The organism is Arcobacter sp. F2176, assembly GCF_004116465.1.
Lineage (GTDB): Bacteria > Campylobacterota > Campylobacteria > Campylobacterales > Arcobacteraceae > Arcobacter > Arcobacter siniprincipis.
The window spans coordinates 1-13,853 of the sequence record NZ_PDJV01000017.1; the positions used below are offsets into that span (position 1 = coordinate 1).

A 13,853-nucleotide genomic window follows, 5' to 3' on the forward strand; every position below is an offset into this window, starting at 1 on the left:
TAAAACCGTAGTTTGTTAAAGAACATCAACCCTTTGCGACGTTTGTCACTCAAATTGGACGGGAATTATAATAGGTTTTTTTGCCTTTGTCAAGTGCTGGGAATTAAATTTAGCTTAAATTTTGAAAAAAATTTGTCTTTGTAAATTTTAGTAATATTATATAGAGTTTTTTAATAGTTTTTATTGAGTATAGTAGTTAAAATAAGAGTAAACCTCTTATTTTAACAATTCATCTACTATTTTTATTAAATAGTCAGCTGAGTTTTTTGCACTTGATTTTAGAAATTCATCAAAATCAAAGCCTGCATCCATATCTGCTGTATCAGATATAGATCTAAGAATAAAGAAAGGAATATTTAAAGCATCACATACAACTGCAACACTTGCACCTTCCATTTCTAAAGCATCTGCATTAAATGTGCTTTGTATAAAGTCTTTTCTTTCAGATGAATGAACAAACTGATCACCTGTAGCAATAGTTCCTTCAATAACTTTCATTCCATTAATTGAAGCTACTTTTTTTGCAATATCATTTATCTCTTTTGTTGTTTCAACAAATACACCACCACCCGGAACATATCCATGAGGATGTCCAAAGGCAGTAATATCTAAATCATGCTGACAAAGTTTATTTGCAATAATTAAATCACCAATATTAAGTTCAGGATTAATTCCACCTGCAACTCCTGAAAAAAGTAAAGTATCACATCCAAACTTTTCTATCATAGTTGTTGCTGTTAAACTTGCAAATACTTTTCCTATCTTAGAATATGCAATTACAATATCTAAACCTTTATAAGATACCTCATAATATTTATTTTTTGCAAACTCTACTACATTTACACTATCAAAATGAGCTAAAAGAGGTTCAATTTCCTCTTCCATAGCTCCCATTATTGCTAATTTATTCATTTATTTCTCCAATTACTTTTTCTAGTGAACTCATATCTGATATATTAGATGTAGGCACTTTAACTATTTTTCTATTTAAACCTTTTAATACAACACCATTTCCAAATTCAATAAACAAGTCTATTTTAGAAGCAAATTTTTCTATTGATTGTTTATATTTTACTGGGCTTGTAAGTTGAGAGGCTAATAATTCTATTGCTTCTTCTTTTGTAGTATATATCTCTGTTGATACATTTGAAACAACGGGTAAGAATTCATCTTTAATATACTCTTCTAAATATGGTCTTAAATTTTCAACCGCACTTGTAAGCAACTCACAATGACTAGCAACACTCATATCAAGTACTATTGCTCTTTTTGCCCCAGCAGTTGTAAAAGTCTCTACTAATGATTCTAAATCAGATTTGATACCTGCAAGAACTAATTGTCCGTCCATATTATAATTTGCTGGCCAAACTTTTTTACCATTTTCTCTTTGTTCAGTACATATAAATTCAACTTTAGAATCTTCTAATCCAACTAATGCCATCATTCCAGCATTTCCACCAAAACAAGCTTCATTCATAAAAAGTCCTCTTTTATGAACTAATTCAATTGCATCTAAATAATCAATTGCCCCAGCTGCTACTAAAGCTGAAAATTCACCAAGTGAGTGTCCTAATAAAAACTCTGGTTTAATATCACATTTATCTTTGAAAATCTCATATGCAATTGCAGATACTAAAAGTATAGCTGGTTGTGTGTATTCAGTTTTTCCTAGATTTTCATTTTCTTCAAATAAAAGCTCTTCAAAATTTATTCCTAATCTATCACTAGCTTTTCTAATCATATCTTTTGCAATATCACTATTTTCAAAAAAATCTTTTCCCATACCAATTTTTTGACTTCCTTGTCCAGGGAATATAAAAGCGACTTTTTTCATATATTTTAATCCTTATATCTTTTACTTGGTTTTTAAAAATAACATTATACTATTTAATATTTGTCATAAAAATAAAATGCCCAAAAGCAGATGTGCTTTCGGGCATTTTAGAAAATTTTGTAGAATATAATTAGTATTAGTGACTACAACCACAACCACCATGAGATTCTTGTTTAGGTTCACTTGAACAACAACCACCTTCAGATGAACCATGATCATGGCTTCCTCCACCACAACAACCGCCACCCATAGCAGCCATTCCACCAACAACACCTGTTTGGATCTCTTCTTCAGTTGCAGCTCTTGAGCTTAAAATAGCTACTGAAAACATTAATGTTTTTCCAGCCATTGGATGGTTATAATCAATTGTTACTTCATTATCATTAAAACCTGTAACTGTAACTTGAACAGTTTCACCTTGCTCACCAGTACCATAAAGACTCATACCTTCTTTTAACTCAATTCCTGCGAATTGCTCTTTTGGCAATGTTTGAACAGCTTCAGGGTTTAATTCACCATAAGCATCTTTTGGTTCAACTAAAACATCAGCTTCTTCACTTACATTCATTTCAATTAATTTTGACTCTAATCCTGGGATTATTTGACCTTTCCCTGATACAAATTCTAATGGTGCTGCACCAACATTTGAATCTAAATGATCTCCTGTATTAGCATCTTTTAATGTATATTCTATACCTATAACTTTTGACATGTTTTTCCTTTTTTTTAATTTAATTTTGATAGATTTTTATCTGCACTTTTTGCTTCTTTTGACTCTGGATAATTTGTCATCAAAGTCTCATAAAAAGAAGCAGCATTTTTAAAATCACCAGTCTTTTCAAATGATATTGCACTATGAAGTAATAATGAAGGCATCCAATCAGCCTTATCATATAACAAAGCAGACTTCTTAAAATACGATATTGCTTTATCGTAATCTTTTCTATAATACCAAATCTCTCCCAAATAATAGTTCGATTCAGCTGGCTTATAATTGGCAGCAATCAATCCTTCAAACATTGGAATTGCATTTGTAAAATAGTCAATTTTAAAAAGTCTCTTTGCTTCATCTAAAATAGAAGCATTATCTTCCGTAGAGCTTATCTTTTCCGAATTATTACTTTTTACACTTACATTGGATTGAGTTTTTTTAGTACTTTTAATATTTAAGCTTTTTTTCAATGCTTCAAATGCTTTTATAGTTACAAACTGATCCATATTTTTTTTATAATCTTTTTCAGATAAATAATTAGAATCAATTTTATTTATTTTATCAGTTAATTTTTCAACAGCTTGTTTTAAATTCTTTAAATTTTTTGTATTTTCGTCAGAAATATTTTTTTGTAAAATATTTAATTGATCTATAGATTTTTTTAATTCTTTTATATCTTCAGTATTTTTATCTGTAAGATTTTGATTTGTTTCAAAATCATTTAAAAGTTTATTTAATGTTAAAACAACGTTATTTAATTTTTGTGAATCACCTTCATAAATTGATTCTAAGCCATCAATTCTCTCACTTAATGTATTAACAGTTGTATTCACTGTTTTTACTTTTGTATCGATTGAACCTAACTCATTTTTATTCTTTAAAATACGCTTTTCTGTTTTTGTTAGTCCATATGGATTTGCAGAATCCAAATTACCAGCACCAAAAACAGATACCTCTTCGGCATATGTTAATGTGCTAGTTAATAAAATAATTATAAAAAATTTGTTCATATATTATGGAAGTGGCTTATATTCTGCTCTTCTATTTTTAGACCAGCACTCTTTGTTTTTTTCTGAACAAACAGGGTTACTTTCTCCAAAACTTACAATTGAAATAGAATTTGAAGCAATTCCATCAGAAACTAATGCATCTTTTACAACTTTTGCTCTTTTTAAACCTAAAGCATAATTATACTCATCTGTTCCCCATTCATCACAGTTACCTTCAACTTTAACACTTCCTTCTAAACCTTTTAGTTTTGAAGCATTTTCTGAAGCAACTTTTCTTTGATCTTCAGTTAATTTAAATTTATCAAATCCAAAGTATATTGATTCAACAAATACTTTTTTCCCATTAACTACAAAATAGTTACCTTTACCATCAGTAGTCATATTATCAGCAGTCATGCCACTGTTATCAGTAGTTTCAACTGTATTTAAACTAGACTCTGAATTTGTTGGAGTTGGAGTTGTATTTTCCATTTCAACTGTTTTCTGACTACACCCTGTAAATAGTAATGTAGCTGCTATAAAAGCTAATAAACCATATTTTTTCATTAATTATCCTTATTGTGAATTGTTAAATTCTACTCAAACCAAACTTAACTCATTATTATATAATGACATTTTACCAATCTATTGATTGTAATTTACCACTAGTTAACGGAAATAAAAATGATTTATTGTAATTTAATCTAATAATACCAACATTACTTTTATTTTGGTAATTTTTTATAAATAAAACAGATTCACCATCATTTGAAAATTTTGGAAATTGATTTATACCATTAGTTGTTAATCTTCGAATAAAATCACTTTTCAATGAAATCAAATATAAATTGAATGTATTATCAGTAAACTCACTTTGTGTTTCTCTACTACTATAAACTACATAATTATCAAAAGTTGTAGCTGAAGAGTTATTTCTACCATGGTATACTAATCGCTCAACTCCTCTGCCATTAATTTTCTTTGCAAATATATTGGGATGATTTAATCTATCAGATACAAAAACTATTTTTGAGTCATTTTCTGCAAAGTGAGCTCCTACATCAATACCCTTATAAGTTGTCAATCTTTCTTTTCTTTTGTTTTTTGTGTCATACAAATATATATCAGGTTGACCTTCAGGAGAGGCTGTGATTAAAAGTTTTGAACCATCTTTATTTACATCTGAACAAACTATCATACCCTCTGATTTCATTATATAATCAACTTTTCTATTGTATAAATTGTATTTTATAAGTTGTGGTGAAGATCCTCTATAAGTAGTATAATAAAAACTATCTTGTTTATCATTAGCCCACTTAGGGAAAATATTTAATCCACCTTTTATAATCGTTTTTTGAAAAGTCAAAGTATAATCACCAATTACAATGTTAGCTTCTTTTGCATCTTTATATACAGAAAAAATAACAAACTTATCCATCCAATCAATTGATGGTGCATTTAAATGTTTATTAATAACAATAGCTGCTCTATGTGCTACAAAAGGGAATCTTTCCAATTGAGAAGAAGAGATAGTTTTTTCTAAAATTAATTGCATTAGATTATTATCAAAAAGTTTAATGTTTAAATTTAATCCACCAAAACTACTCTCTCTAATTGATAGATTCAAAAATAAATCAACCCCTCTATTCTTAAGACCTAACATATTTGGGTTAGATGAAAAACTTATTTTTTCATTACTAGACATTGCTTCAAAATGACCACTAACTAATAAATCTTGAATCAATAATTTTTTTATTTTATTTATATATTCAACATTAACAGTATCACTTGCTATTGATATTTCTATTTTTGGCAAATTATCAGATTTTTTAATAATCTCCATAGATGCATCAACTGCAAATAAATTAATACATATTAATGTTAATAAAAAAAATGCTTTTTTCATAATTATTACCTTTCTGATTTAAATATTACTTCGATTTTTACTTCAGAACCTTTATCATGTTCTGGGTATGTAATATTAACTTGTTCATTTAAAAAAGAGGTTAAAGATTTATCAAAAAACTCATTTCCAGAATATTTTAAAAATCTAAAATCAAATTTACCATCATTTGTAATAATTACTAGTACTTTTGCAAATAAGTCATCTCCAATTAAACTTGGATTCCATCTTTTAGCTAATAATTCATAAATTTTAGAGTAGTAAGGATCAATAGAATTTTTTGATTCATTACTTGGCATTACTGAGGCTTTTGATTTAACATTATTTAATAAAGTAGATACTGATAGCTTTTCACTTTTTCTTTCTTTCTCAAATTTTGCTTTAAATCTACTTGCTACTTCAGATTTAACAACATTATTAACACTATCATCAATAACATTATCACTTGTATCTTTTACATTTGCAAAAAGAGATTTTACACTATTTTGTTGTTTGGCACTTATTGATTTTGACTTTTCAACAACTTTATCAATTGTTTTACTCTTTTCTTTATGAGACTCTTTATTTATAATCTTACTATCTTTATCTAGTAAAATACTAAGTTCAATTGTAGTTGTTTTATTAAAAGCATCAAATTTTTTGACATCAGAAGTTTTTAAATAAAGAAAAAACAGAAATATTATAATAAAGTATGTAAGTAAAGCAATTAAAAGACTATTTTGCTTTGAAATAGAATTTGAAAAAAACATGATTATCCATCAGTGATTAAAGAAACTTTGAAAAAACCAGCTTCTTTGACTGTTTTTAACACAAAAATAACATCATCATAAATTAAACTTTTATCTGCTCTAATATGAATAGGTGTATCTTTATTTTTATTATTTGAATAAAGAATAAAACTATCTGCAAAATTCTTTAATTCATATTTATTTTTTCCAATAATAATTTCTCTATCTTTAGTAATTAAAATAGAGATTTTTTTTACATCTTGTAGTTGTCTAGATTTACTACCGTTGGGTAGATTTACTGGTTCTTCAAACTCTATAACAGGAGCAGTAATCATTAAAATTGCTAGTAATACTAACATTATATCTACCATAGGAGTAATATTTAAATCAGGCTTTTGATTATAATCATACATATTTTTTATGCCTTAGCAATCAAAATTTCAGATTGAGCCTTTAAATAGGTATTTAATTCATAAACTTTTCTAGTCAATATTTGATGAAATGTATAAGCAAAAATTGCTACGAAAATTCCACCCGCAGTTGCAACTAATGCTTCTGAAATAGCAGGTGCAATAATTGAAAATCCAACTTTTGATTGAGTTGAAAATTTTGCAAATGACTCTAAAATTCCAACAACAGTACCAAATAAACCAATAAATGGGGAAGTTGAAGATACTATAGATAACCAAGATAAACCTTCACTGGCATCTTTAATAATTGAAATTTCACAAGCATGTAATAAGGGTTTTGATTTAGATGTTTTAGCACATCTACTTAAACCAGACAGTGGACTTAAGATTGAATCTCTAGAAGTAAGTGTTTCTAAAGACTTTTTTTCATTAGTAATTAGTCCAGAGAGTTGACTATTTTTATATATAAAAAGCCAAAAAATCAAAACAAAATAAACAGATAGTAGAGCTAATACAACAAGTGTAATAGCGCTACTATTTGTAAAATAATTTAAAATTATATCAATCATTTTGCTTAACTAAATGAATTGATTTTTGCTTCAACAGATGCAATTGATACATTAGCATCAGAAACTGAATTAACAAGTTCTTTAGCAGCATCAATAGCTTTAGCAATATCAGAGTCTCCACCCTGAGTAAGTGCTACAGCACCGTCAGCTAAAACATCAACTGAAGTCTCACTAACATTAACATGACCCCAGTTAATTGCTACTGCCTCAGTTGTATTCTCTTTTTCAATTACAATCACACCAACTGTTAATGAAGATACCAATGATGAGTGACCTGGTAATACTCCAAACTCTCCCTCTTTTCCAGGAAGAGTTACAGTTTTAACGTCACCATTAAATATTGGTCCATTTGGTGTAACTATTGATAATTTTAGTGTATCCATAAATTTACCTTAATGGTTTATTTCATTTTCTCAGCTTTGGCAAGAACTTCGTCAATTCCACCAACCATATAGAATGCCATTTCTGGAATACTATCATATTTACCGTCTAAGATACCTTGGAAACCAGCAATCGTATCTTTTAACTCTACATATTTACCAGGAGATCCTGTAAATACTTCTGCAACGAAGAATGGTTGAGATAAGAATCTCTCAATTTTTCTTGCTCTAGAAACTACTAGTTTATCTTCTTCAGATAATTCATCCATACCAAGAATTGCAATAATATCTTGTAAATCTTTGTATTTTTGTAATACTGATTGAACACCTCTAGCAGTATTGTAATGTTCTTGTCCTAAGATATCTGCACTTAGAATTCTTGAACTTGAATCCAATGGATCAACTGCTGGGTAAATACCTTTTTCAGCAATTTTTCTATTAAGTACTGTTGTTGCATCTAAGTGAGCAAAAACAGAAGCTGGAGCTGGATCTGTTAAGTCATCTGCTGGTACATATACTGCTTGAACAGAAGTAATTGAACCTTTAGCAGTAGAAGTAATTCTTTCTTGTAATTTACCCATTTCAGATGCAAGTGTAGGTTGATATCCAACAGCAGATGGAATTCTTCCTAAAAGTGCTGACATTTCAGAACCTGATTGTGCAAATCTAAAGATATTATCTACGAACATAAGTACATCAAGACCTTTTTCATCTCTAAAGTACTCAGCCATAGTAAGACCTGTTAAGGCAATTCTATTTCTTGCACCTGGAGGCTCAGACATTTGACCATAACATAAAGCAACTTTATCAAGTACATTAGAATCTTTCATCTCGTGATAAAGGTCATTCCCTTCTCTTGTTCTTTCACCAACACCAGCAAATACTGAGTATCCTGAATGTTTAAATGCAACATTATGGATTAATTCCATAATAATAACTGTTTTACCAACACCAGCACCACCGAATAGTCCAACTTTACCACCTTTTGAATATGGTGCTAAAAGGTCAACTACTTTGATACCTGTTTCAAACATTTCTGTTTTTGTAGATTGTTCTTCAAAAGTTGGTGCAGCTCTATGAATAGACCATCTTGGAGTCTCTTCTGGAATTGCTTCACCTTCATCAACTGGATCACCAATTACATTGAAAATTCTTCCTAATACTGCTTCACCAACTGGAACTTGAATAGGTCCACCTTGTGCAATACACTCTTGTCCTCTTGTTAATCCATCTGTCATATCCATAGCAATAGTTCTAACTCTACTATCACCAATATGTGCAGCAACTTCTAGTATTAATCTATCAGCCTTAGCGTCAGCTAATGTAACTTGAATTGCTTCATTAATTTCTGGTAAGTATCCGTCGAACTCTACGTCAACTACCGGACCCATTACCTGAACAATTTTACCTTTCATACGGGCAGCTCCTTTAAATTATTTTAATGCTTCAACACCACTGATAATTTCTATCAGCTCTGTTGTAATCGCAGCTTGTCTAGCTTTATTGTACTCAACTGTTAAACTATCAACTTTTTCTTTTGCATTCTTAGTTGCAGCTTCCATAGCTTGCATTCTTGCACTATGTTCAGCAGCTAAAGAATCAAGTAAAGAGTAATACATATTAAATTGAATGTATTTCTCAGTTAGTTCATTTAACACTTCTTCATCATCATCTGGCTCAATATTAAGCATAGATGACTCTTCTTTTAATTCAACATTTTCAAAACTAATTGGTAAGATCTCTCTAACTTTTAACTCTTGAGTTAACATATTAAGGAATCCATTATATATTAAAACTACTTTATCAGTAACTCCATTTTGAAAATCAGTTACAACTTCTTGAATAAAATCAGAAGCTCTATTATAATCTGGTGTAGAAGATAAATCGCTAACTTTTTGAGTCAATGTTTCACCTTGGAAAGTAAAGTAATCAACACCTTTTCTTCCAGCAACTCTTAATCTTACAGTTACACCTTTTGCTCTGTATTCATTCATCATGTGCATTACAGCTTTAATCGTAGCCATGTTGAATCCACCACAAAGACCTTTGTCAGCAGTAACAAAAACAATATCTACTGTTTTTGGACTTTCATTTTGAACAAATGCTCTATTGTGCATTCCATCATCTTGAACTTTGCCAACTCTGTGTGCAATCTCAGAAAGAACTTGATTAATCTTTTCTGCATAACTTTTAGCTTGATCAGACAATTGTCTAGTACGCGTAAGTTTTGCAGAAGATACAAGCTTCATAGCTTTTGTAGTCTTCTGAGTATTTTTAACACTACCAATTTTTAATTTAATCTCTTTTAAGTTAGCCATTGACTAATCCTTATTTTGCACTAAAAACAGTTTTAAACTCTTCTAACGCAGATTTTAAATTATCTTCAGTATCTTCGTCTAATTTTTTCTTAGATTTAATGTCATCTAAAATATTTGAGTATTTTTGCTCAATAAATGCATGTAATTCATCTTCAAATCTAACAACGTCAGAAACTGCGATATCGTTCAAATACCCTTTAGTTCCAGCATAAATAATAACAACTTGTTTTTCAATAACTAAAGGTTTATTAACACCTTGTTTTAATACTTCTACCATTCTTTGACCAAGTTCAAGTTCTCTTCTTGTACTTTCATCAAGATCAGATGCGAATTGAGCAAATGCTTCAAGTTCTCTATATTGTGCAAGTGATAATTTTAAAGTACCAGCAACTTGCTTAGTAGCTTTAATTTGTGCTGCTCCACCAACTCTTGATACAGAAAGTCCCACATTAATTGCAGGTCTAATTCCTGAGTTGAAAAGGTTAGTTTCTAGGAAGATTTGTCCATCTGTAATAGAAATAACATTTGTAGGAATATATGCTGCAACATCTCCTGCTTGTGTTTCGATAATAGGTAAAGCTGTCATTGAACCAGCTCCTCTTTCATCTGACATTTTAGCAGCTCTCTCAAGTAGTCTTGAGTGCAGATAAAATACATCCCCTGGATAAGCTTCTCGACCTGGAGGTCTTCTTAAGATTAATGACATTTCTCTATATGCAACTGCATGTTTTGATAAATCATCATAAACTATTAATGCATGTTTACCATTATCTCTAAAGTATTCACCAATTGTAACACCAGTATATGGAGCTAAGAATTGTAATGTAGCTGAATCTGCAGCTGAAGCATTAACAACAATTGTATATTCCATTGCACCAGATTCTTCTAATGTTCTAACAACAGAAGCTACTGAAGATGATTTTTGACCAATTGCAACATAAATACAAATTACATTCTCACCTTTTTGGTTAAGAATTGTATCAATAGCAACAGTTGATTTACCAGTTTGTCTATCTCCAATAATAAGCTCTCTTTGCCCTCTTCCGATTGGAACAAGTGCATCAATTGCTTTAATACCTGTTTGTAATGGTTCATGAACTGATTTTCTAGCCATGATTCCAGGAGCTTTTTCTTCAACAAATCTTGTTTCTGTTGATTCAATAGTACCTTTCCCATCAATTGGTTCACCTAATGCATTAACAACTCTTCCAACCATAGCTTCACCAACTGGTGTTTCTAATAATTTTCCAACTCTTTTACAAGAAGAACCTTCTCTTAATCCATTCCCAGAACCTAAAACAACAACACCTACTGAAGACTCTTCAAGGTTAGAAGCTAACCCTCTTTCGCCGTTTTCAAATTCTACAATCTCACCAGCCATAACGTTCTTAAGACCGTAAACTTGAGCAATACCATCTGCATAAGAGATAATTTTACCAGTCTCATTTACATCTACATTTAATTCAAAGTTATCAATTCTTTCTTTGATGATCGAACTGATTTCATCAGCTTGAATTTTTGCACCCATTCAATTTCTCCTTTATAAGTTCTAAACTGCTTTTAAAATATGATTTATCATTTGTGATTTAAGTCTATCTTTTGAGAAGCTAATCTCAACGCCAAGTCCATCAATATCAACTTTAATACCATCATAATCACATACATTTTGAGTTAAAGATAATTTAACATCAAATTTCTTACTAAATTGCTCTGCAATAGAGTTTATATATTGATCAGATAACGCATTGTTAGTATAAACAACACCTTCATATGAATTTTCCATTACTGCAATATTAGCTTTTAATTCTGCTAGTATAAATGGAATAATTTCCAATCTTTTTTTACTACCTAACAATTTTATTAAATTCTTTGTAGTATCAGAAATATTATCAATCAACGAGATTATTAAATCCGTTTTTTGAGATTCTTTTACTTCAATTGAAGATATGATAGAGATAAATTTATCATCAGCAAATGCTTTTGAAATTTCACTTAATTCATTACAAATTGAAGCTGCAGTAGCTACATCTTTACCATCTAATAGTGCTTTAACATATCTTTTTGCAATTAAATCATTCATTACGCCACCTTCTTAAGTATAATACTTGCTAATTCATCTTGCGACAATGCAATATTTTCAGATTTAAGTAGCTCTTCTAAAATTTGTTCAACAACTTGTCTTTGCACTTTTTTAGTTTCAACTTCGATTTTTTCTGCGAAATTTCTGTTTAATTGAGCAATATCATGATCAACAGCATCTGCAACTTTTTGTTTTAATGCACCAACTTCTGATTTTGCAAGTTCAACAGTTTCTGCAGCTAATTTTTTAGCTTCTTCTAGTTTTACTGCTGCTTCATCAATTTTTGATTGTGAAGCTTTTAATGTATCTTGTACTTTATCTAATTCAGATTGAATTTCTAAAGTTCTATTTGCAAAAAAAGCTTTAATTTTATCGGCTAATAAATACCATAAAATTCCAGCAAAGATTACAAAGTTAACGGTTCTTTGAATAATATCAGTTTCCGCACCATCACTATTAGCAAATAACGCTACAGGAGCTAAAGCTAATAAAGTTAATAATAATTTTTTCACTTCTTCTCCCTTATATTGAGCTTAACTTAGCTTTTAAGCTCTCATTAAATTGAGGCATTGCAGCGATCAATGAATCTTTTAAAGCTTTTGAATCTTTATCTAAAGAATCTTTAAAATCAGAATATTTTGTTTCAATATCAGATTTTGCAAGTTCTAATTTAGAATCAGCAACTTTTTTAGCTTCATTAAAAGCTTCTTCTCTAATTACAGCAGCTTCTCTTTTAGCTTTTGCAATAACATCATTCGCTTCAGCTAGCATTCCATCTACATCAGCAGTATTTGACTTTGCATTCTCTAAATCAGATTTGATAGATTTTGCTCTTTCATCCATATGCTTTAGTAGAGGCGTAAATAGACAACTGTTTAGTCTGGCAAGTACTAATAAGAAAATAATACCAGAGCTAAGCAACAATACAGGACTTATGTCTAACATTCATTCCTCCATATTTTTTACAGTTTAGTTTGACTAAAACTTATAAATTTTAGCGAAATATTATATAAAATTTTATTAAATGGGTCAAATTGTTAGATAAATTTTATAAAGTGTTACGAAAGTAATTAGATATCTTTTCAATATCCTCTTGAGATTTGATTTCTATCTTAAAGCAATTTTTTTCTAACTTAACTTTTAAATTATTTTTTGACAGTTCATCAACTACACTACTTAACGGTTTTAAATCATAATTTTTAGGTGATGATTTAATTTTTTTAGTTGAAGTTGTTTCAGGTTTCTTAATATCTTTTATTAGTAGTTCTGTTTCTCTTACAGACAATTTTTGTCCAATGATACTATCAGTAACTTTTCTTTGTGTCTCTTCATCAAGTCCTACCATTATTTTTGCATGACCTGCTGTTATTTTGTCATTAGCTAGCATTTGTTGAACATAAGAAGATAATTGTAAAAGTCTTAATGTATTTGTTATAGATGTCCTACTTTTAAAAACTTTTACAGACAATTCTTCATGTGTTAAAGAGTGTTCATTTATAAGTTGCGCATATGAATATGCTAATTCAATTACATTTAAGTCATCTCTTTGAATATTTTCTATTAATGCTATTTCTCTTAGTTTATCACTATCAATATCTAAAATATTTGCTTTAATTTTATCAATATTAGCTAATTTATGAGCTCTTAATCTTCTCTCACCAGCAATTAATATATATTCACCATATTCAGATGATTCAATTACACTAATAGCTTGAATAAGTCCATGTTCCTTAATAGAATCACTTAATTCTTTTAATTTATCTTCATCAAATATTTTTCTAGGTTGTGCGGGATTTGGTTTGATACTATTTACATCTAAATAAATATCCATACCTTTTTCTTTAGAAGAAGAATTGTTATTACTTTCATAAGCCGATTCTACTTCACCTAATAGTTCACCTAAACCTCTACCTAATGCTGCTTTTGCCAT

Annotated in this window: 17 protein-coding genes; all 17 read right to left on the bottom strand. The window is 29.6% G+C overall.

From position 1 onward, the window contains the following. Positions 1 to 216: 216 nt before the first annotated feature. The 17 genes from CRU95_RS13005 to CRU95_RS13085 all read right to left on the bottom strand — a co-directional run bounded on the left by CRU95_RS13005 (position 217) and on the right by CRU95_RS13085 (position 13,853). Positions 217 to 912: a 5'-methylthioadenosine/adenosylhomocysteine nucleosidase gene (locus CRU95_RS13005; RefSeq protein ID WP_129101548.1), complete on the bottom strand. Its 696-nt coding sequence runs from the start codon at positions 910 to 912 to the stop codon at positions 217 to 219. After that, positions 905 to 1,834: an ACP S-malonyltransferase gene (gene fabD / locus CRU95_RS13010; RefSeq protein WP_129101549.1), complete on the bottom strand. Its 930-nt coding sequence runs from the start codon at positions 1,832 to 1,834 to the stop codon at positions 905 to 907. The genes CRU95_RS13005 and fabD overlap by 8 nt, the downstream gene beginning before the upstream one ends. Positions 1,835 to 1,970: 136 nt before the next feature. After that, a complete protein-coding gene (locus CRU95_RS13015) occupies positions 1,971 to 2,546 on the bottom strand; it encodes a peptidylprolyl isomerase (protein ID WP_129101550.1) in 576 nt (191 codons plus the stop codon). 14 nt (positions 2,547 to 2,560) lie between these two features. Then, on the bottom strand, positions 2,561 to 3,556 hold the full coding sequence (locus tag CRU95_RS13020; RefSeq protein WP_129101551.1) for a tol-pal system YbgF family protein: 996 nt from the start codon (positions 3,554 to 3,556) through the stop codon (positions 2,561 to 2,563). Between the two features lie 3 nt (positions 3,557 to 3,559). After that, a complete protein-coding gene (locus tag CRU95_RS13025) occupies positions 3,560 to 4,102 on the bottom strand; it encodes an OmpA family protein (protein ID WP_129101552.1) in 543 nt (180 codons plus the stop codon). A 70-nt stretch (positions 4,103 to 4,172) separates the two neighbouring features. Then, positions 4,173 to 5,441, bottom strand: a complete 1,269-nt coding sequence (gene tolB / locus CRU95_RS13030; protein WP_129101553.1) for a Tol-Pal system protein TolB — start codon at positions 5,439 to 5,441, stop codon at positions 4,173 to 4,175. A gap of 5 nt (positions 5,442 to 5,446) precedes the next feature. Next, positions 5,447 to 6,187, bottom strand: coding sequence for a TonB C-terminal domain-containing protein (locus CRU95_RS13035; RefSeq protein WP_129101554.1), 741 nt, complete (start codon positions 6,185 to 6,187; stop codon positions 5,447 to 5,449). 2 nt (positions 6,188 to 6,189) lie between these two features. Continuing rightward, positions 6,190 to 6,579: a biopolymer transporter ExbD gene (locus tag CRU95_RS13040; RefSeq protein ID WP_129101555.1), complete on the bottom strand. Its 390-nt coding sequence runs from the start codon at positions 6,577 to 6,579 to the stop codon at positions 6,190 to 6,192. 5 nt (positions 6,580 to 6,584) lie between these two features. Continuing rightward, complete coding sequence (locus CRU95_RS13045; protein WP_129101556.1) at positions 6,585 to 7,145, bottom strand: MotA/TolQ/ExbB proton channel family protein; 561 nt, start codon at positions 7,143 to 7,145, stop codon at positions 6,585 to 6,587. A gap of 5 nt (positions 7,146 to 7,150) precedes the next feature. Next, on the bottom strand, positions 7,151 to 7,528 hold the full coding sequence (atpC, locus tag CRU95_RS13050) for an ATP synthase F1 subunit epsilon (protein ID WP_013136137.1): 378 nt from the start codon (positions 7,526 to 7,528) through the stop codon (positions 7,151 to 7,153). Between the two features lie 17 nt (positions 7,529 to 7,545). Further along, positions 7,546 to 8,940: a F0F1 ATP synthase subunit beta gene (atpD, locus tag CRU95_RS13055; protein WP_129101557.1), complete on the bottom strand. Its 1,395-nt coding sequence runs from the start codon at positions 8,938 to 8,940 to the stop codon at positions 7,546 to 7,548. 18 nt (positions 8,941 to 8,958) lie between these two features. Then, the gene (gene atpG, locus CRU95_RS13060) at positions 8,959 to 9,843 is read right to left on the bottom strand and encodes an ATP synthase F1 subunit gamma (RefSeq protein ID WP_129101558.1); all 885 of its coding nucleotides are present in this window, start codon (positions 9,841 to 9,843) and stop codon (positions 8,959 to 8,961) included. A 10-nt stretch (positions 9,844 to 9,853) separates the two neighbouring features. Next, positions 9,854 to 11,371, bottom strand: coding sequence for a F0F1 ATP synthase subunit alpha (atpA, locus tag CRU95_RS13065; protein WP_129101559.1), 1,518 nt, complete (start codon positions 11,369 to 11,371; stop codon positions 9,854 to 9,856). A gap of 21 nt (positions 11,372 to 11,392) precedes the next feature. Continuing rightward, complete coding sequence (locus tag CRU95_RS13070; protein ID WP_129101560.1) at positions 11,393 to 11,923, bottom strand: F0F1 ATP synthase subunit delta; 531 nt, start codon at positions 11,921 to 11,923, stop codon at positions 11,393 to 11,395. Then, positions 11,923 to 12,435, bottom strand: a complete 513-nt coding sequence (locus tag CRU95_RS13075) for a F0F1 ATP synthase subunit B (RefSeq protein WP_129101561.1) — start codon at positions 12,433 to 12,435, stop codon at positions 11,923 to 11,925. The genes CRU95_RS13070 and CRU95_RS13075 overlap by 1 nt, the downstream gene beginning before the upstream one ends. Before the next feature lie 10 nt (positions 12,436 to 12,445). Then, complete coding sequence (locus tag CRU95_RS13080) at positions 12,446 to 12,868, bottom strand: F0F1 ATP synthase subunit B' (protein ID WP_129101562.1); 423 nt, start codon at positions 12,866 to 12,868, stop codon at positions 12,446 to 12,448. A 103-nt stretch (positions 12,869 to 12,971) separates the two neighbouring features. Continuing rightward, positions 12,972 to 13,853 (bottom strand): ParB/RepB/Spo0J family partition protein, encoded by an 882-nt coding sequence (locus tag CRU95_RS13085; protein ID WP_129101563.1) that lies wholly within the window; start codon positions 13,851 to 13,853, stop codon positions 12,972 to 12,974.

Excerpts from the sequence above, each read along its gene's own strand:
- CRU95_RS13005 (WP_129101548.1), bottom strand. The coding sequence starts at position 912 with ATGAATAAATTAGCAATAATGGGAGCTATGGAAGAGGAAATTGAACCT.
- fabD (WP_129101549.1), bottom strand. The coding sequence starts at position 1,834 with ATGAAAAAAGTCGCTTTTATATTCCCTGGACAAGGAAGTCAAAAAATT.
- CRU95_RS13015 (WP_129101550.1), bottom strand. The coding sequence starts at position 2,546 with ATGTCAAAAGTTATAGGTATAGAATATACATTAAAAGATGCTAATACA.
- CRU95_RS13020 (WP_129101551.1), bottom strand. The coding sequence starts at position 3,556 with ATGAACAAATTTTTTATAATTATTTTATTAACTAGCACATTAACATAT.
- CRU95_RS13025 (WP_129101552.1), bottom strand. The coding sequence starts at position 4,102 with ATGAAAAAATATGGTTTATTAGCTTTTATAGCAGCTACATTACTATTT.
- tolB (WP_129101553.1), bottom strand. The coding sequence starts at position 5,441 with ATGAAAAAAGCATTTTTTTTATTAACATTAATATGTATTAATTTATTT.
- CRU95_RS13035 (WP_129101554.1), bottom strand. The coding sequence starts at position 6,187 with ATGTTTTTTTCAAATTCTATTTCAAAGCAAAATAGTCTTTTAATTGCT.
- CRU95_RS13040 (WP_129101555.1), bottom strand. The coding sequence starts at position 6,579 with ATGTATGATTATAATCAAAAGCCTGATTTAAATATTACTCCTATGGTA.
- CRU95_RS13045 (WP_129101556.1), bottom strand. The coding sequence starts at position 7,145 with ATGATTGATATAATTTTAAATTATTTTACAAATAGTAGCGCTATTACA.
- atpC (WP_013136137.1), bottom strand. The coding sequence starts at position 7,528 with ATGGATACACTAAAATTATCAATAGTTACACCAAATGGACCAATATTT.
- atpD (WP_129101557.1), bottom strand. The coding sequence starts at position 8,940 with ATGAAAGGTAAAATTGTTCAGGTAATGGGTCCGGTAGTTGACGTAGAG.
- atpG (WP_129101558.1), bottom strand. The coding sequence starts at position 9,843 with ATGGCTAACTTAAAAGAGATTAAATTAAAAATTGGTAGTGTTAAAAAT.
- atpA (WP_129101559.1), bottom strand. The coding sequence starts at position 11,371 with ATGGGTGCAAAAATTCAAGCTGATGAAATCAGTTCGATCATCAAAGAA.
- CRU95_RS13070 (WP_129101560.1), bottom strand. The coding sequence starts at position 11,923 with ATGAATGATTTAATTGCAAAAAGATATGTTAAAGCACTATTAGATGGT.
- CRU95_RS13080 (WP_129101562.1), bottom strand. The coding sequence starts at position 12,868 with ATGTTAGACATAAGTCCTGTATTGTTGCTTAGCTCTGGTATTATTTTC.
- CRU95_RS13085 (WP_129101563.1), bottom strand. The coding sequence starts at position 13,853 with ATGGCAAAAGCAGCATTAGGTAGAGGTTTAGGTGAACTATTAGGTGAA.